The sequence below is a fragment of the Providencia sp. PROV129 genome (assembly GCF_028482245.1).
GTDB lineage: Bacteria > Pseudomonadota > Gammaproteobacteria > Enterobacterales > Enterobacteriaceae > Providencia > Providencia vermicola.
Genome location: NZ_JAMPQD010000039.1, coordinates 1 through 18,241, shown reverse-complemented (window position 1 = coordinate 18,241; position 18,241 = coordinate 1). Strand labels below are relative to the sequence as shown.

General features: G+C 43.3%; 15 protein-coding genes. 8 read left to right on the top strand and 7 right to left on the bottom strand.

Features of this window, described 5'->3' with window-relative positions:
• Positions 1-183: 183 nt before the first annotated feature.
• The 6 genes from cpdA (at position 184) to ftsP (ending at position 8,492) form a co-directional block, all read left to right on the top strand.
• Positions 184-1,023 carry a 3',5'-cyclic-AMP phosphodiesterase gene (cpdA, locus tag PSF27_RS20330; RefSeq protein WP_272539982.1) on the top strand — a complete coding sequence of 280 codons (840 nt, stop codon included), beginning with the start codon at positions 184-186 and terminating at the stop codon, positions 1,021-1,023.
• Positions 1,024-1,029: 6 nt separating this feature from the next.
• Positions 1,030-1,611 (top strand): esterase YqiA, encoded by a 582-nt coding sequence (yqiA, locus tag PSF27_RS20325; RefSeq protein WP_272682148.1) that lies wholly within the window; start codon positions 1,030-1,032, stop codon positions 1,609-1,611.
• 87 nt (positions 1,612-1,698) lie between these two features.
• The gene (gene parE / locus PSF27_RS20320; protein WP_206083700.1) at positions 1,699-3,594 is read left to right on the top strand and encodes a DNA topoisomerase IV subunit B; all 1,896 of its coding nucleotides are present in this window, start codon (positions 1,699-1,701) and stop codon (positions 3,592-3,594) included.
• Positions 3,595-3,628: 34 nt separating this feature from the next.
• The gene (parC, locus tag PSF27_RS20315) at positions 3,629-5,884 is read left to right on the top strand and encodes a DNA topoisomerase IV subunit A (RefSeq protein ID WP_272682147.1); all 2,256 of its coding nucleotides are present in this window, start codon (positions 3,629-3,631) and stop codon (positions 5,882-5,884) included.
• Between the two features lie 97 nt (positions 5,885-5,981).
• A complete protein-coding gene (locus PSF27_RS20310; protein ID WP_206083702.1) occupies positions 5,982-6,722 on the top strand; it encodes a 1-acylglycerol-3-phosphate O-acyltransferase in 741 nt (246 codons plus the stop codon).
• Positions 6,723-7,073: 351 nt separating this feature from the next.
• A complete protein-coding gene (gene ftsP / locus PSF27_RS20305; protein WP_272539984.1) occupies positions 7,074-8,492 on the top strand; it encodes a cell division protein FtsP in 1,419 nt (472 codons plus the stop codon).
• Between the two features lie 66 nt (positions 8,493-8,558).
• Here the strand turns inward: ftsP and PSF27_RS20300 are convergent, their stop codons facing one another.
• On the bottom strand, positions 8,559-9,173 hold the full coding sequence (locus PSF27_RS20300) for a LysE family translocator (RefSeq protein WP_206083704.1): 615 nt from the start codon (positions 9,171-9,173) through the stop codon (positions 8,559-8,561).
• A gap of 249 nt (positions 9,174-9,422) precedes the next feature.
• Between PSF27_RS20300 and folA the strand changes: the two genes are divergently transcribed.
• On the top strand, positions 9,423-9,920 hold the full coding sequence (gene folA, locus PSF27_RS20295) for a type 3 dihydrofolate reductase (protein WP_225818420.1): 498 nt from the start codon (positions 9,423-9,425) through the stop codon (positions 9,918-9,920).
• 61 nt (positions 9,921-9,981) lie between these two features.
• Here folA and apaH read toward each other — a convergent pair whose 3' ends face one another.
• The 6 genes from apaH to lptD form a co-directional block, all read right to left on the bottom strand.
• A complete protein-coding gene (apaH, locus tag PSF27_RS20290; RefSeq protein ID WP_272682146.1) occupies positions 9,982-10,812 on the bottom strand; it encodes a bis(5'-nucleosyl)-tetraphosphatase (symmetrical) ApaH in 831 nt (276 codons plus the stop codon).
• Positions 10,813-10,814: 2 nt separating this feature from the next.
• Complete coding sequence (apaG, locus tag PSF27_RS20285) at positions 10,815-11,192, bottom strand: Co2+/Mg2+ efflux protein ApaG (protein ID WP_047755704.1); 378 nt, start codon at positions 11,190-11,192, stop codon at positions 10,815-10,817.
• Positions 11,193-11,210: 18 nt separating this feature from the next.
• Positions 11,211-12,020: a 16S rRNA (adenine(1518)-N(6)/adenine(1519)-N(6))-dimethyltransferase RsmA gene (gene rsmA / locus PSF27_RS20280; protein WP_206083707.1), complete on the bottom strand. Its 810-nt coding sequence runs from the start codon at positions 12,018-12,020 to the stop codon at positions 11,211-11,213.
• Complete coding sequence (gene pdxA, locus PSF27_RS20275; protein WP_206083708.1) at positions 12,017-13,009, bottom strand: 4-hydroxythreonine-4-phosphate dehydrogenase PdxA; 993 nt, start codon at positions 13,007-13,009, stop codon at positions 12,017-12,019. The genes rsmA and pdxA overlap by 4 nt, the downstream gene beginning before the upstream one ends.
• Positions 12,993-14,345: a peptidylprolyl isomerase SurA gene (gene surA, locus PSF27_RS20270; protein WP_272516392.1), complete on the bottom strand. Its 1,353-nt coding sequence runs from the start codon at positions 14,343-14,345 to the stop codon at positions 12,993-12,995. The genes pdxA and surA overlap by 17 nt, the downstream gene beginning before the upstream one ends.
• A gap of 332 nt (positions 14,346-14,677) precedes the next feature.
• Positions 14,678-17,044 carry an LPS assembly protein LptD gene (gene lptD / locus PSF27_RS20265; RefSeq protein ID WP_206083807.1) on the bottom strand — a complete coding sequence of 789 codons (2,367 nt, stop codon included), beginning with the start codon at positions 17,042-17,044 and terminating at the stop codon, positions 14,678-14,680.
• 181 nt (positions 17,045-17,225) lie between these two features.
• On the opposite strand from lptD, the gene djlA reads away from it, so the two are divergent.
• A complete protein-coding gene (gene djlA / locus PSF27_RS20260) occupies positions 17,226-18,041 on the top strand; it encodes a co-chaperone DjlA (RefSeq protein ID WP_206083710.1) in 816 nt (271 codons plus the stop codon).
• The last annotated feature ends 200 nt before the right edge of the window (positions 18,042-18,241 follow it).

Here is an 18,241-nt window from a genome sequence, read left to right as displayed (position 1 = left end):
ATAGCTCCGATTGCCGCCTTCTTGTAATTTGAATTATTTAGCGTAATTCAGCGTGTTGTTTTAGGGTGTTATGAAAAGAATTCATAAGTTAGATAGGTGAACTGCAAGTGTGTTGAGTTTTTGTATAGTTGTAATGAATAGAATAGATTAGGCATAAACAATATTTATGGAAAAGGAAGACTTTTGGATAGCCAGCTTGAAGTGACTGCAAAGCACTCTAATGTAGTGAGAATTTTACAGGTTACTGATACGCATCTGTTTGCTGATACAGAAAACACCCTTTTAGGTGTAAATACGTATCGAAGCTATCAGGCGGTACTTGATGCTATCGCAGCACAAAATCTCCCAATTGACTTGATCGTTGCGACAGGGGATTTGGTTCAAGACCAATCACCAAAAGCTTATCAACACTTTGCAAAAGGCATCGAACGTATTCCTGCACCTTGTGTTTGGCTCCCTGGAAATCACGATTATCCTCCTGCAATGGTCGAAAGCCTGCGAGTGGCTGGGATTTCGAGTGCGAAGCAAATCTTGATTGGTGACGAGTGGCAAATTCTTATGCTGGACAGCCAATTGCAAGACGTCCCTCACGGAGAGCTTTCTGAGCAGCAATTGGAATGGATGAAAGTGAGTTTAGATGCGGAACCACAACGCACTACATTAGTGATGCTGCATCATCACCCTCTGCCATCGGGCTGTACATGGCTTGATCAGCACAGTTTAAGAAACTCACATATCTTAGCGGATTATTTAAAAAATTATCCGAACGTGAAAGCGATGCTTTGCGGGCACATTCATCAGGAAATGGATGAAAATTGGCATGGAATTCGTTTATTAGCGACCCCATCGACTTGCGTGCAATTTAAGCCGCACTGTACGAACTTTGCATTAGATACTGTTGCGCCTGGTTGGCGATACCTTGAATTAAGCGTGAACGAAAAAGGGCAAAGGCATATTACGACAACGGTGCATCGCTTAGAGACACGTGAGTTTAGCCCTGATCTAGACTCAGACGGTTATTAATTCACTATGGCCACGTTACTTTACATTCATGGCTTTAATAGCTCGCCTTTATCAGCAAAAGCGACTCACTTAAAACAATGGATTGGGGTCAATTATCCACACATTGATATGATTGTTCCTCAATTACCCAATTTCCCTGCGCAAGCCGAAGCGATGTTGGATGAGATTATTCAACAGCATCGTCATGAGCGCATTGGTTTAGTTGGCTCATCGCTTGGCGGTTATTTTTCGATTTGGTTTTCAGAGCGTTATCACCTTCCCGCAGTGGTAGTCAACCCTGCTGTACGCCCGTTTGACTTGCTGAAAGACTATTTGGGTGTCAATATTAATCCCTATACTCATGAACAATATGTTCTGGAACCAAAACATATTGGCGAGCTAAAATCACTGCATATTGAACAGCTTTCTGCATCTCATCGAATTTGGCTGTTACAACAAATGGGTGACGAAGTACTTGATTATCACGAAGCTGTTACCTATCTTTCAAAGTGTAAACAGACTGTGGAACCTGACGGTAATCATGCCTTTACTGGTTTTGACGCTTACTTTTCTCAAATTGTCCATTTTCTTCAATTAGTAGAGAAATAGTGCTAAAACGCATGAACACTGTTATTATCACCAGTAACTCACTGATTGAATAGTTCAATTAACCACCAATTACCGCAGAATGACAACATGACTCAATCTAGTTATAACGCAGAGGCTATTGAAGTCCTCAGTGGTTTGGAGCCTGTTCGCCGTCGTCCAGGGATGTATACCGATACCTCGCGGCCGAACCATTTGGCTCAAGAAGTAATTGATAATAGTGTCGACGAAGCGCTTGCTGGGCACGCGGGGCACATTGAAGTTATTTTATACGCAGATCAATCCCTTGAAGTGATTGATGACGGGCGCGGAATGCCAGTCGACATTCACCCAGAAATGAAAGTCTCCGCAGTTGAATTGATTTTAGGTCAGTTGCACGCAGGAGGAAAATTCTCTAATAAAAACTACCAATTTTCAGGTGGTTTGCATGGTGTGGGTATTTCCGTCGTCAATGCGTTATCAAAACGTATTGAAGTGACTGTGCGCCGTGATAGCCAAGTTTACCAAATCGCCTTTGAAAATGGTGATAAAGTCGAAGATTTGCATGTAATTGGTACTTGTGGGAAGCGTAATACAGGTACCAGCGTGCATTTTTGGCCTGATGGAAGCTATTTTGATAGCCCGAAATTTTCAGTTTCTCGTCTAACTCATAACTTAAAAGCCAAAGCGGTTTTATGCCCTGGCGTGAAAATCACGTTTAAGGATCAGCTCAATAATACAGAGCAAAGCTGGTGCTACAGTGATGGGTTAACGGATTATTTGATGGAATCCGTTGATGGCTTAGAAACCTTGCCAGAAAAACCCTTTACTGGCGAGTTTTCCAGTGAAACGGAAGCGGCGCAATGGGCACTATTATGGCTACCAGAAGGTGGTGAGCTACTCACTGAAAGCTACGTGAACTTGATTCCAACAGCACAAGGCGGTACTCACGTAAATGGGTTGCGCCAAGGCTTGCTTGATGCGATGCGTGAATTCTGTGAATTCCGTAATATCCTGCCTCGTGGTATAAAATTATCTGCGGATGATATCTGGGAGCGCTGTACTTATGTGCTTTCAGTTAAGATGCAAGACCCACAATTTGCGGGGCAAACCAAAGAGCGTTTGTCTTCACGCCAATGTGCTGCTTTTGTTTCTGGGGTGGTCAAAGACGCCTTTAGTCTGTGGTTAAACCAAAATGTGCAAATTGCCGAGCAACTTGCAGAAATGGCGATTTCAAGCGCCCAACGTCGGATGCGTGCTGCGAAAAAAGTGGTGCGTAAAAAGCTGACAAGCGGCCCTGCATTACCAGGTAAGCTGGCGGATTGTAGCTCGCAAGATTTAAGTATGACAGAGTTGTTCCTTGTTGAGGGGGATTCGGCAGGGGGCTCAGCGAAGCAAGCCCGTGATCGTGAATATCAAGCGATTATGCCGCTTCGCGGTAAGATACTGAATACATGGGAAGTCTCTTCTGATGAAGTACTAGCTTCACAGGAAGTTCATGATATTTCGGTGGCGATTGGTATCGACCCTGACAGTGAAGATTTAAGCCAGCTACGTTATGGCAAAGTGTGTATCCTTGCGGATGCGGACTCGGATGGTTTGCATATCGCCACATTATTGTGTGCGTTATTTGTACGCCATTTCCCAACGTTAGTGAAAGCGGGGCATGTGTATATGGCAATGCCGCCGTTGTATCGTATCGATTTAGGCAAAGAAACCTTTTACGCATTAGACGAAAGCGAAAAAAATGCGGTTCTCGACAGGTTAAGCCGTAAACGTGGGAAACCAAACGTTCAGCGCTTTAAAGGGCTGGGGGAAATGAACCCACTGCAATTGCGTGAAACCACGTTGGATCCCAATACTCGTCGCCTTGTTCAGTTGATCATCGATGATGAAAACTACCAAGAAACCCTTGCAGTGATGGACATGCTTTTGGCGAAAAAACGTTCAGAAGATCGCCGTAATTGGCTGCAAGAAAAAGGCGATATGGCTGAAATTGATGTCTAACATCCTGCGATAAAAAGAGTAAGGAACGAATTGAATGAGTGAAATTACTCATGATGGTGTGGAGCGTTTACCGCTTCATGCTTTTACTGAAAGTGCCTACCTAAACTATTCGATGTACGTCATTATGGATAGGGCGTTGCCATTTATTGGTGATGGGTTAAAACCTGTTCAGCGTCGTATTGTGTATGCGATGTCGGAACTTGGCCTCAGTAATAGTGCAAAATACAAAAAATCGGCGAGAACCGTCGGTGATGTGTTAGGTAAATATCACCCACATGGTGATAGTGCGTGTTATGAAGCAATGGTGTTGATGGCGCAGCCGTTTTCTTATCGCTATCCATTAGTGGATGGGCAAGGAAACTGGGGGGCTCCAGATGATCCAAAATCATTCGCCGCGATGCGTTATACGGAATCACGTTTATCTAAATACGCAGAAGTATTACTTAGCGAGTTAGGTCACGGTACTGTTGACTGGGTACCCAACTTTGACGGCACGATGAACGAGCCGAAAATGTTGCCTGCACGTTTACCCAATATTTTGTTAAATGGGACAACGGGTATTGCGGTCGGGATGGCAACGGATATTCCACCACACAATGCCCGTGAAGTGGCGGAAGCTTTGGTCGCCTTACTGGAAAAACCGACCCTGAATCTTGATGAGATCATGGGGTATATACCAGGCCCAGATTTCCCAACAGAAGCCGAAATTATCTCTTCCCGTGAAGATATTCGTAAAATCTATCAAAACGGCCGTGGCTCAGTACGCATGCGTGCAGTGTGGGAAAAAGAAGATGGCAATGCGGTCATTACCGCATTACCTCATCAGGTTTCGGGAGCCAAAGTTCTTGAGCAAATCGCTAGCCAAATGCGTGCGAAGAAATTGCCGATGGTGGAAGATTTACGTGATGAATCTGATCATGAAAATCCAACTCGTTTAGTGATTGTTCCACGCAGTAATCGGGTTGACCTTGAACAAGTGATGACCCACTTATTTGCGACAACGGATTTAGAAAGAAGCTACCGCGTTAACCTCAACATGATTGGTTTAGATAACCGCCCTGCGGTGAAAGGCTTGGTTGAGATACTAACGGAGTGGATTACTTATCGTCGTCAAACTGTACGTAACCGCTTGAACCATCGTTTAGACAAAGTCTTAAGACGCCTACATATTTTAGACGGTTTATTAATTGCTTATCTAAACATTGATGAAGTTATTGAAATCATTCGTACTGAAGATGAGCCCAAACCTGTGTTAATGTCTCGCTTTAATATTTCGGACACACAAGCAGAGGCTATCTTAGAGCTAAAATTACGTCATTTAGCCAAACTGGAAGAGATGAAAATCCGTGGTGAACAAGACGAATTAGCGAAAGAGCGTGATGAGTTACAAGCGATTTTAGGTTCAGAGCGTCGTTTGAATACGTTAATTAGAAAAGAAATTCAGGCTGATGCGAAAGCTTATGGTGATGACCGTCGCTCTCCACTCCAAGAGCGTGAAGAAGCGAAAGCGATGAGCGAACATGAAATCCTGCCATCAGAGCCGATTACAGTTGTGCTGTCTGATATGGGTTGGGTGCGCAGTGCGAAAGGCCATGATATTGAGCCAACCAACCTGAACTATAAAGCGGGTGATGGTTTTAAAGGTGCTGCCCGCGGTAAATCAAACCAAGCTGCAGTATTCCTTGATACCACTGGGCGTAGCTATTCGGTTGATCCTCTGGAATTGCCATCTGCGCGTAGCCAAGGTGAGCCTCTTACGGGTAAATTAACGTTGCCACCAGGCGCAACGATTGAGCACGTCTTAATGGCGCCAGAAGAGCAAAAATACTTGATGGCATCAGATGCGGGTTATGGATTTATTTGCACATTTAATGATTTAGTGACAAAAAACAAATCCGGTAAGGCACTGATTTCATTACCTGAAAATGCCAAAGTATTGGCACCGATTGAGCTAAATAACGAGCAAGAAGACTTGTTATTGGCAATCACGAAAGCAGGGCGTATGTTAATATTCCCTGTGGCAGATTTGCCTCAGCTTTCAAAAGGTAAAGGGAATAAAATTATCAATATTGCGGGCGCACAAGCGGCAAGTGGTGAAGATGTATTAACATGGTTGATGCTTTTACCTGTTGGTGCTTCAATGACGCTGCATTTTGGTAAACGAAAACTGAAATTTAAAGCCGAAGATCTACAGAAATACCGTTCGGAGCGTGGCCGTAAAGGGACATCCTTGCCTCGTGGAATGCACAATATCGAGCGTATCGATATCGAACCTGTAGATAAGGTATAACAATAAGTTTGATGGGTGCCCTATCAAGGCATTGTATTTGGCACCGAAGGTTAAAATTCATCGCGGGGCGCTGAGGCTCCGCTAATTTGGGGTTAGTATGTTAGCGCTTATTAGAGCGATTATTGTTATTATCTACACCATCCTCGTTTGTGTGGGCGGAGGCATTTATTGCTTATTCAGCCCACGTAATCCAAAACACGTGATGACATTCGGTCATATGTTTGGGCGCTTATCCGTTGTTTTTGGTATAAAAGTTATCAACCGCGTGCCTAAAAAGGCGAAAGGCTATGGTCCAAGTATTTATATTGGTAACCACCAAAACAACTACGATATGGTCACGATGTCGAATGGTGTGTTGCCTAGAACAGTCACAGTTGGTAAAAAGAGCTTGGTGTTCATCCCTTTCTTTGGTTTTTTATATTGGATCACGGGGAATATTTTGATTGATCGTGCGAATCGTTCGAAAGCGCATAACACAATCTCTCAAGTGGCAAACCAAATCAAAAAACGTAAGATTTCAGTGTGGATGTTCCCCGAAGGAACACGCAGCCGTGGCCGCGGTTTACTCCCATTCAAAACGGGGGCTTTCCATGCCGCTATAGCAGCGGGAGTGCCGATTGTTCCCGTGTGTGTATCTAGTACACAGGGCAAAATTAAGCTAAATCGCTGGAACAATGGCAATGTTATTATTGAGATGCTAGAGCCTATCGATACCTCAGCCTATAGCCGTGATCAAGTTAGGGAGTTATCGGAGTATTGTCATTCATTGATGGAAGCTAAAATCAAAGAGCTTGATTTAGAAGTGGAAGAAATGAATAAGCAAGCTAAAAAACCGTAATAAATTAATTGGATGCTATAAAAAGGGCGATGGAAATCATTGCCCTTAGTTTTATCTGTGTGTGCCAACTAACATCAAGCCAATAACCATTTCTTTGCCATATATTCATCCCTAATTAATAAACCACACAATTTATAATTCTATTAATTAAATTTTTATATATTAGAAAGATATTTTTAGAATTTAATCTTTTTTCGCGATATCATGACTCACAAAATTAGCGAAGTAACAAATTGTTGTCTCTAAGTCGTATTATTACTAGCGCCAATCTAAAATTAGCCAATTCATAGGCTGAAAATCTCGAATATTAAAAAATAAAATGCGCTGGAATGTTTGTTTAGCGGAGAATTTATGTCATTCAATCGATGCCAAACCCTAGTAGCGGTAGGGGTGGCTCTGTGTGTGTTTTATGCGCCAATTAATGCGAGTGCCGAAGGTGAAACGGCATTGCCTGTTCCTCCACTGTTAGAATCTCGGTCTGGACAGCCGCTTTTTTTAACACTACAAAAAGTTCATTGGTCTTTTGATGGAAAATATTCTGCGGATGTATGGGGGATAAATGGTTCTTCCCCAGGCCCGACGGTGAAAGTCAAAAATGGCGATGATATCAAGTTAATATACAGCAATCGTTTACCCGAAGCGGTTTCAATGACCGTCAGTGGGCTGCAGATACCTGGCACACAAATTGGTGGTGCAGCAAGGTTAATCTCCCCTAATGCGGATTGGTCTCCAGTGATCCCAATTCGCCAAAATGCGGCGACGCTTTGGTACCATGCAAATACGCAAGGAAAAATGGGGCAGCAAATCCATAATGGGTTGTTGGGTATGTGGATTATCGAAGATGATGTTACAAAAAACCTTCGTTTACCTAACCATTATGGCGTAGATGATTTTCCAGTGATCATTCAAGACAAACGGTTGGATAACTTTGGTGTTCCTGAATATAAAGCCAATGAAAATGGTTTCCTCGGGGATACATTATTAGTCAATGGTGTACAAAACCCCTATATTGAAGTATCTCGCGGCTGGGTACGCTTAAGGTTATTAAATGCATCAAATTCACGTAATTATGTAATGAAAATCAGTGATGGTCGCCCATTTGCGATGATTGCCTCGGATCAAGGGTTATTAACGGTTCCAGTGAATGTTCAAGAGTTACCTCTTGCACCAGGTGAAAGGCGTGAAGTATTAATTGATATGGCTAAAACGCAGGAACTGAGTATTACTGCTGGCGAATCTGCTACGTTTATGGATAGATTAAAAGGATTGTTTGAGCCTTCGAATAGCTTAATTTCGACGAATGTGTTGACCATTAAAGCGACAGGTTTGATGTCATTGGTAACCGATGGTTTGCCAACGCAATTGACGGAAGATAAGACGCAAGTTACCTCCAGTATTACACAAAGAGATATTCACCTTAATGATGGTTTTGGTATTAATAATGCAGCCATTGATACCCGTCGTGTGGATATTACCAGCCGCCAAGGAAATTGGGAGCGTTGGATTGTCACCACAAATGAACCTCAAGCATTTCATATTGAGGGTGTACGCTTTAAAATTATTAATCGGAATGGGCAACCTACGCCACCTGAAGATTACGGTTGGAAAGATACCGTTTGGGTGAATGGCCGTACTGAATTATTAGTACAAATGATGCAACCATCCTACAACCATTTTCCATTTTTATTTTATAGCCAAAACTTGGAAAAAGCGGATCTAGGCTCAGTTGGTCAGATGGTAGTTGCACCACAAGAAGCGATGCAATACTAATTATTAATAGGCAAAACAAAAAGCAGGTACTGTATTCAGAACCTGCTTTTTTATGTATTAAGCTAACTAGCTCAGTGCAACACGAATTCCGAAGGCAATTAAAATCACGCCAAGTACTCTATCGACATATTTTTGCACTTTCGCCAACCCTTTTCTGACAGGAGCACTTTGGATAAGAAACACCAGAATGGGCCAGTAAATAACGGCTAATCCCCAGATAATAAAAGCAAACCACAGTTTTTCACCAAACGTTGAATTGATATCCAACACTTGGGTAAATACGGCAAGAAAGAATAGCGTCGCTTTTGGGTTCAATACATTACACAGAAACCCCTGCATAAATGCTTTTTTAAATGAAACAATTTCGTGTTTAGTGGTACTCAAATCGGCCAAATTGCTAGACTGAGGCAATAAGCTTTTAACGCCTATCCATACTAAATAAGCGGCACCTGCATATTTTAAAATATTAAATAGCCATGGTGTGGTGGTAATTAATACCGCAAGTCCAGCAACGCAATAAGACATATGTAAAGCAATGGCTGCAATCACACCAAAGGCGGTCATGAGTGCTGCAGAGCGTTGGTAACGGGCGGCATTTTTGACAATAAGAAAGAAGTCGGGCCCTGGTGAGAGCATCCCTAATGCGGCGATTGTCGCCACCATAATGCTGGTTTCGTACATGATACATATCTCTTTGTTTAGCCCTGTTTTGGTCTTTTTTGGCGCTTAACCATTATCTACTGAATGTCTGGCTCTTCAGAGAGGAAAACAGGCTCTTTTTTGATTTTTAATGTTATTTTTAGTCTTAATTTTAGCAATTCGAGTATAAGTGATTCAAAGCTGTTTAAGGAAGTTTAAATTTAGTCGACGAAGCAAATCTCTTTACGTATAGTGTGCTCAATTTTTATATTTTGCTTCTAAGGTGAGTAAATGAATATTAGCTTAATCGCAGCAATGGCGATCGATCAGGTTATCGGCATGGAAAAAGCGATGCCTTGGAATTTGCCTGGGGATCTCGCGTGGTTCAAACGAAATACGTTAAATAAACCTGTGATTATGGGGCGTGTGACCTATGAATCTATTGGGCGTCCTTTACCGCAGCGAGTCAACATCGTACTGAGCAGCCATCCAGCAGGTGCGGACAATACAGTTATTTGGGTTACTTCTATTGAAGAGGCACTTGCCGCCGCGCAAGCGATAGAGGGTGTTGAAGAAGTAATGGTGATTGGTGGTGGTAAGGTTTACCAACAATTTCTACCATTAGCCAATAAGCTTTATTTGACGCATGTTGATGCTGAAGTGATTGGCGATACACATTTCCCTGCATATGAACCCGATGAGTGGGATTCTATCTTTACGGAATATCACGAAGCGGATGAAAATAATACTCACGGGTATTGCTTCGAAATTCTGACGAAAAGAGATTAATTTTCAATCGATTACAAATACAAAAATGGCGCTTAATGGCGCCATTTTGCATTTTATTCAATTAAGATTCTTTGCGACTCTTTTGGTAAGACTTTTGGTGATGGTATTGCTTAGTTTCCCAGTGGAGCAGCGTTAAATCCCCCCCCCAGCAACAACCTGTATCCATTGCATATACGTTATCTGGTGTGCATTTCCCTTCCAATGACGCCCAATGACCAAAAAATATCGAATAGTCTTCAGGAAGTTGGCTAGGCAAATCGAACCAAGGTTTTAAAGGCGCAGGGGCTTTTTTCGGATTTTCTTTGCAGATCATATCTAACTGGCCGTTAGGGAAACAGTAGCGTAAGCGCGTCAGTGCATTAGTGCTAAAGCGTAATCGCGCGAGCCCCATCAAGCTATCAGACCAATTATTTGGCATGTCACCATACATTGAGTCAATGAATAAAGGGTAAGCATCACTAGAGAGAACAGCTTCCACTTCCCTTGCACACATTTTGGCTGTTTCAATGTCCCATTGTGGTGTTATCCCTGCATGGGTCATCACCATTTTCCGCTCTTCATCGATTTGCAGCAATGGTTGGCGGCGTAACCAGTTGATTAGTTCATCCAAATCAGGTGCATGCAATAATTCATCAAGATGATCTTTAGGCTTATTGCGGCTAATTTTGCAATAGATCCCAAGTAAATGGAGATCGTGATTGCCTAAGACTAAACGAGCAGAATCACCTAGACTTTTGACATAACGTAAAACTTGCAGCGACTCTGCACCTCGAGCGACTAAGTCACCTGTTAACCATAGTGTGTCTCGTTGCGGGTCAAAATTGACACTGTCCATCAATTCACGTAATTCACGATAGCAGCCGTGAATATCACCTACTATATATGTCGACATAATTAATTAATCAGTGTTGGAATTGCCAGACGAAAAGCAGGGATATCCACATGAAAATTATCCCCTTGCGTGCTAATCATCACGTAATAGCCCTCCATCGTACCCATTGGCGTTTCAAGAACCGCACCACTGGTATAACGATACTCAGTTCCAGGCTGAATAATTGGCTGTTCACCAACAACCCCTTCACCTTGAACTTCTGTTTTATGGCCATCGCTGTTAGTAATGAGCCAATAGCGGCTCATTAATTGGATAGGATCACGCCCTAAATTGCGAATGCAAATCGTATAAGCAAACACATATCTGGCAATATCGGGCTGAGATTGGCTCTCTATATAGACACTCTGAACTTGGATGCTTACATTCGGTTCATTAAGCATAGTGCCTCCTTCAACATTCTATTCTGATCGGTTAGAAAGATAGTTTGCCATTTTGCAGTACTGTTCAACAGAAATATTTTCGGCACGGGTGCTTAAGTCGATGCCTAATTCAGTTAATTCTTCAGCGCTAAATAAATCACCAAGGCTGTTACGGATGGTTTTTCGGCGTTGATTAAAGGCCTGCGTGGTGATCCGGCTTAAGAACTTAATATCTTTAACAGGATATGGATTCTCACGGTGTGGGATCAAGCGGACAATGGCTGAATCTACTTTTGGAGCGGGAGTAAACGCTGTTGGTGGCACTTCAAGTACAGGTACGACGTGACAATAATATTGAGCCATTACACTCAAGCGACCAAAGGCTTTACTGCCAGGGCCTGCCACCAGACGGTTTACCACTTCTTTTTGCAGCATGAAATTCATGTCAGCTATGGAGTTGGTGAATGTGAATAGGTGAAACATTAATGGTGTTGAAATATTGTAAGGTAGGTTACCAAACACACGCAGTGGCTGACCTGCTTGTTTCGCCAATTCACCAAAATCAACGGTCATGGCATCTTGCTGAATGATCGTTAATTTATCTTTGAGTTGCGGATGGACGTGTAAACGCGCCGCGAGGTCACGGTCAAGTTCGACTACCGTCATTTTTTCAATACGGCTACCGACTGGCTCAGTGAGTGCGCCTAAACCAGGGCCGATTTCAACGATGGATTGACCTGGCAGAGGGTTCATCGCATCAACGATGCTGTCGATAATAAACTGGTCAGTTAAAAAGTTCTGCCCGAAACGTTTGCGGGCAAAGTGCCCCTGATGGACTCGATTATTCATGTATTCTTAGATGTCATTTGGATAGCTAATGTCAATGCGGTGATAAAACTTCCCGCATCTGCATGACCCGTACCTGCGAGCTCAAGGGCTGTGCCATGGTCGACGGAGGTACGGATAAATGGTAGGCCGAGGGTAATATTTACCGCTCTACCAAAACCTTGGTATTTTAGCACAGGAAGACCTTGATCGTGATACATTGCTAAAACTGCATCAGCGTGGTCTAAATATTTGGCTTGGAAAAGTGTATCCGCTGGCAGTGGCCCAACTAAATGGATGCCTTGTGCTCGTAAACTTTCCAATGCAGGTTCAATGGTATCAATCTCTTCTGTACCCATGTGACCGCCTTCTCCTGCATGAGGATTCAGCCCACAGACATAGATAACCGGTTTTTCAATGCCAAACTTAGTTTGCAAGTCATGATGTAAAATGGTGATGACTTCATGGAGGCTTTGTTGTGTAATCGCGGCTGAAACGTCTTTTAGCGGGAGATGTGTGGTTGCAAGGGCAACGCGTAATTCTTCTGTTGCCAGCATCATAACTACACGATCACAGCCACTACGATCGGCAAAAAACTCGGTGTGCCCACTAAAAGAAACACCAGCATCGTTAATAATGCCTTTATGCACAGGCCCCGTCACAATGGCGGAAAATTCACCTGTTAAGCAACCATCACAGGCTCTAGCAAGTGTTTCAACCACATAGTTGCCATTGTTGACATTAAGCTCTCCTGCTTTCACCGAGGCATTTAATGGCACAGAAACGATAGATAGATGGCCTGCAGTGTGTGCTTTAGGTACGTCATTTGGCTCGTATTTACCCAACGTGAGCGGCAAACTTAATGTTTTAGCGCGCTCAAGTAATAAGTTGGGATCTGCGCAAGCAACAAGCTCAACAGGCCATGCCTGTTGAGCGAGCTGGATAAGCAAGTCTGGGCCAATCCCTGCAGGTTCACCAGGGGTAATCACAATCGGCTTAGTTAGATTTTTCATCTTGAGCTTGGTTATCGCGACCATCAACAATTTTCACATAAGCGGAAGCACGTTGTTCTTGCATCCAGCTTTGTGCTTCTTCGTTAAATTTACGGTTGAACAGTAAACGGTAAGCTTGGTCTTTTTGCGCAGCGTCTGTTTTATCTACACTGCGTGTGTCTTCTAACTGAATTAAGTGCCAGCCAAAACTTGACGGAACAGGTTGGCTTAATTCGCCTTTATTCAGTTTCATCAATGCATCGCGGAATGCTGGGTCGTAAATATCAGGCATATTCCAGCCAAGTTCACCCCCTTTTAATGCACTGCCTGGGTCTTCTGAGTTTTCTTTCGCTGCATCTTCAAATGACACGGCACCAGAACGGATGTCTTGGGCAATTTTATTCAGTTTTTGTCTTGCTTGTGCATCATCCATAATTGGAGATGATTTAATCAAGATATGGCGCGCTTTTACCTCAGTGACAGAGATAGGTTGGCTACCACCACTGACATCATTCACGCGTAAAATGTGGTAACCGACACCTGAACGGATTGGTCCTGCGATATCCCCTTTTTTCGCATTCTTTAGCTGTTCAGCAAATACGACAGGGAGCTCTTGCAGACGCGACCAACCCATATTTCCGCCTTTGAGTGCTTGAGGGTCGGCAGAGTAAGCAATGGCTAATTTACCGAAGTCACCGCCTTTTTTCAGGTCAGCTAAAATTTTGTCCACTAACGCTTCCGCGGTTTTTAACTGTTCTGGTGTTGGATTCTCAGGTAGTGGAATTAAAATGTGGCTCAGATTTACGCCCATTTCATAGTTAGCTTGTGAACTCATCTGCTCAGCAAGGGAGTCAACTTCTTGTGGCAAAATGGTTACGCGACGGCGAACTTCGTTATTACGAACTTCTGCAATCAGCATTTCTTTGCGAATTTCACTGCGGTACTGGTTCATGTTGATGCCATCAGCGGTTAAACGCTGTTGCATTTGTTCCAGTGTTAATCCATTTTGACGGGCAATATCGGCGATGGTTGCGGTAACTGCTTCATCAGGGATATTGATCTGCATTTGGCTCGCCATTTGCAGCATGATGTTATCCATCACCAAACGATCAAGGATTTGATGGCGCAGAGTTTGATCATCAGGGATCTGCTGACGTGCGTTTTGTGCATTCAGCTTAACGGTGTTGATCATATTCTGGATGTCACTTTCTAGCACAACTCCGTTATTGACAACCGCAGCCACTTTATCCATTTGCTGTGGCGCAGCCAACGTAGCAGAGCTTGCGAACATCAGTCCCAGAATAAGCGTTCTCCAATTCTTCATAATGGTCCTATAATATTGACTTTGATTCCGCAAAATGCGGGCTAATACGTTGTTTTACTCGTCATACTTCGAGTTGCAGTGTTGTTGACTGCACTCACTCGCGCAAGTCACATACTAATGTATGCTCCTAGCGACTCATTCACTTGTCGCCTAACTGCACCTCGAATTATTTAGAGTAAATACATCTCAAATTATTCAGAGTAAATACAGTCATACTTCGAGTTGCAGTGTTGTTGACTGCACTCACTCGCGCAAGTCACACACTAATGTATGCTCCTAGCGACTCATTCACTTGCCGCCTAACTGCGACTCGAATTATTCAGAGTAAGTCACATGTTATTCAGAATAAACGATGTTATTTGTCATCAGAAAGCACGTTGGTAAGGCATGATGCCCGCCTCTAACATTTTCTGACTACCTAAACTATGATTGTTATTTAGGCCTCTAAGTTCCACATTGACTGACCATTTATTGTCATATTCGCTGCTGAACTTCTCTTTTTGCCAACCGACAATCTTGCGTTCATAACCAAGGTTGACTGCCCAACAGCAAGTATTGTATTGCAATCCAACCAGTTGGCTTGCAGATTGCTGTTGTTTTGTATCGTAATAATAGGAACCGACAAAGCCCCATTGTTCACTTAACGGCCAACTTACAACTGTACCGACTTGAGAGATACCGCGTTGATATTCTGGTAATTCCTGATTTTTACCGATTTTATCTAAATCACGGAAAGTGGCTTGAATATAATCACGGTCAACAAAACGGTAGTTCAATTGAACTAAACGGTCGGCATCTAAACGGTATTCTGCAACGGCATTACCCATTGTGACGTTACCAAGGCGGCGGTCGTATTGTAACCCACCACGAATGCCCCAGTTTTCATCAATGCGCCACATAGAATCTGTCGCCCACAGTAAAGAACCCGTGTTGCTCTTATCATCAATAGGGCGGTTTGAGTTCCCTGCACGTGGGCGTTCAAAGTAATAGATTTGCCCAACAGAGAAATTAAAACGTTCTGCGAGTGCATCATCATAGACACGCGTGGTTAAACCCGTAGTAAATTGATTTGCAGAAGCGATACGGTCAAGGCCACTGTAAATACGTTCACGGAATAAACCACTGTAATCCGATTGCAATAAAGATGAGTCAAAGTTATTGATATTGTCCTGATCTTTATACGGAATATACAGATATTGAACACGAGGCTCTAATGTTTGTACATAATCGCTGCCTTGGAAAAGGTCGCGCTCGAAAACGACTTTCGCATCACTCTTAAACATTGGGAGCACGCGGCTAACGTTTTTCTCTAAGCTAGTATCCGTATTTGATGTTGGAATATCTTGGTCATAATGGGTGGCATACAGTTTGATGCTGTTATTCATGTTTGCCCAGCCATTAGATAATGGCAGGTTCACTTCTGGCTCAATGTGTAAACGCGTTGCATCAGGGTTATTTTTGCCCACGCTGGTAAAGCGAGCGGCTTGTGCATAGGTGTGCACATCAAAAGCACCTAAATTATTTTTATAATAATTGAAGTCAACTTGAGGCTCTGCTTTATAAGCGCGTTTGTTCGGGTTATCTGCAAAGATTTGGAATTGTTTGTGAGTTACCTTTGCATTCCAGTTGGTATCTGAATAGCCTGCGCTGAATTTTTGCGTAGCGTAACCATCAGTTGTACTACCATATTGAGAGCTGAAATCGGTAAAGTATTGTGGATCGCTGACTTTGGTGTAATCAGATGCAAAATTCCAGTGCCCCGCGTAGGTGCCTGAATGACGCCAATAGAATAACCAGCGGTCATCGCTATCACGAGCAGCACGCTTTTCACGGTCTTTATCTTTGATATAAGCACGGTCACGATTGATATAATCAAAGGCAACAGTCCCTGTACCTGGTGTAATGAGATAACGGAATTCGTTGTTTAACTTCACACCTCTATGAGTCATAAACTGAGGCGTGATGGTCGCATCATAGTTAGGGGCAATATTCCAATAATACGGTAAAGAAAATTCTAAGCCATCATTATTCGAGTAGCTGCCTGTTGGGATCAAGAAACCAGAGCGGCGTTTATTACCAATCGGTAATTGCATGTATGGGCTGTAGAAAATCGGTACATCCCCGACTTTAAAGCGCGCATGCCAAATCTCAGCCACTTCCTCTTCGCGGTCGATAATGACTTCAGAGCCCGCAACGCTCCAGCTATTATTGCCAGGTAAACACGTGGTGAATGTCCCGTTTTCCATGATGGAATAACGGTTTTCGCCACGCATTTTCATTTTCGTCGCATCACCACGGCCTTGGCGACCGACCATCATGTAGTTACCGTCGTTTACGTCGGTATTTTTATTATCTAAATTTGACCAAGCAGAAGGGCCTTTTAAGATAATTTGAGGGTCATCATAGTGAACGTTGCCCGTGGCAGTAACTTCACGAACGGGTGGTTGCCCCGCAGTTTCAGTCTGCGTTAATTTAACTTTATCAGCCGTCAGTGTTTGGTTCCCTTGTTGGATATCGACATTTCCGTCATATTCAACAAAATTAGGGTATTCACCACGAACATCTTCAGCCGTAATATTAATAGGCAGGTTGTTAGGGTCGCCTTTTACAATCGGTTTTGTATAAACAGGGACACCCAGCATACACTGCTGCGCAAGGTCAGCATGCGCTTGCTGACTGTAAATAGCCGCCCATACAAGGGTGGCAACTAGTGTTGGATAGCTTTTTTTCATCATTAAATATGCGGTTCCGTCATCATTGGCACAGCCAGCAAACGCTCAAAGACTAACTTAGCCAACCACTTTGCGCCAGTATAATGTAAGAAACTTTACGCGCGGGTAGTTATGCATAGAGCAGAATGAATAGTATGATAATGCAAAATTGCATTTTGAGCATTGAAGAATTGAGGGATATATGCACTATTGGGGTAAAATTATTGGCGTAATACTCGCAATCGTCTCTGGATTAGGCTTTTGGGGGGCGTTAGCGGGGTTAATTATTGGCCACGGCTTTGATAAAGCATCAATACAACGTAAATTTGCCGGGTCGATGAATAAACGTGATCGCCAAATTATTTTCTTTGCGAGCACCTTCCAGATTTTAGGGCATTTAACCAAGTCCAAAGGCCGTGTAACCGAGACGGACATTCAGCTCGCATCAAATTTGATGGATAGAATGCAGCTGCACGGAGAAACTAGAAAAGCCGCTCAACAAGCCTTTCGTGAAGGGAAGTCGCCTAACTTTCCATTACGTGATGTTTTAAAACAATTACGCATGGCGTGCTATGGTCGTTTCGACCTCATTCAGATGTTTCTGGAAATTCAATTACAGGCTGCTTTTGCCGATGGTTCCCTCCATCCAAACGAAAGGAAAGTGCTGTTTATCATCGCAGAAGAGCTGGGTATATCAAAAGTTCAGTTCGAGCAATTCTTAGATATGATTCAAAGTGGTCGTCAATTTGGCCAAGGATACTCCCAGCAGCAATCAGGGGGGTATTATCAGCAATCTAATGGCCCAACCTTAGAAGATGCTTGTAAAGTCCTTGGTGTGTCTCCTAACGACGAACCGACAAAAATTAAACGTGCTTACCGTAAGTTAATGAGTGAACACCATCCAGATAAACTGGTGGCGAAAGGTTTACCACCAGAAATGATGGAGATTGCGAAGCAGAAAGCGCAATCAATCCAAGCGGCTTATGACTTAGTCAAGAAGGAGCTCGGCTTCAAATAAATTTCCCCGTCATATTTCGCACTACCACTTTGTTGTCTTCATTCACGAACCCTAGTCACGTAGTTATCTACGCTCCTAGGGATTCGCTCAATCGACGCCGTGTGGTAGCACGAACTATTTAGGGGAAATCAGGGGAATAATTGAAAACAAAAAATTCACTCATCCAAATAAAATGAGAATTTGCTCTAGCAGGCAATGTG

Coding starts and splice junctions, on each gene's coding strand:
- yqiA (WP_272682148.1), top strand. CDS start 1,030: ATGGCCACGTTACTTTACATTCATGGCTTTAATAGCTCGCCTTTATCA.
- parE (WP_206083700.1), top strand. CDS start 1,699: ATGACTCAATCTAGTTATAACGCAGAGGCTATTGAAGTCCTCAGTGGT.
- parC (WP_272682147.1), top strand. CDS start 3,629: ATGAGTGAAATTACTCATGATGGTGTGGAGCGTTTACCGCTTCATGCT.
- PSF27_RS20310 (WP_206083702.1), top strand. CDS start 5,982: ATGTTAGCGCTTATTAGAGCGATTATTGTTATTATCTACACCATCCTC.
- ftsP (WP_272539984.1), top strand. CDS start 7,074: ATGTCATTCAATCGATGCCAAACCCTAGTAGCGGTAGGGGTGGCTCTG.
- PSF27_RS20300 (WP_206083704.1), bottom strand. CDS start 9,173: ATGTACGAAACCAGCATTATGGTGGCGACAATCGCCGCATTAGGGATG.
- folA (WP_225818420.1), top strand. CDS start 9,423: ATGAATATTAGCTTAATCGCAGCAATGGCGATCGATCAGGTTATCGGC.
- apaH (WP_272682146.1), bottom strand. CDS start 10,812: ATGTCGACATATATAGTAGGTGATATTCACGGCTGCTATCGTGAATTA.
- apaG (WP_047755704.1), bottom strand. CDS start 11,192: ATGCTTAATGAACCGAATGTAAGCATCCAAGTTCAGAGTGTCTATATA.
- rsmA (WP_206083707.1), bottom strand. CDS start 12,020: ATGAATAATCGAGTCCATCAGGGGCACTTTGCCCGCAAACGTTTCGGG.
- pdxA (WP_206083708.1), bottom strand. CDS start 13,009: ATGAAAAATCTAACTAAGCCGATTGTGATTACCCCTGGTGAACCTGCA.
- lptD (WP_206083807.1), bottom strand. CDS start 17,044: ATGAAAAAAAGCTATCCAACACTAGTTGCCACCCTTGTATGGGCGGCT.
- djlA (WP_206083710.1), top strand. CDS start 17,226: ATGCACTATTGGGGTAAAATTATTGGCGTAATACTCGCAATCGTCTCT.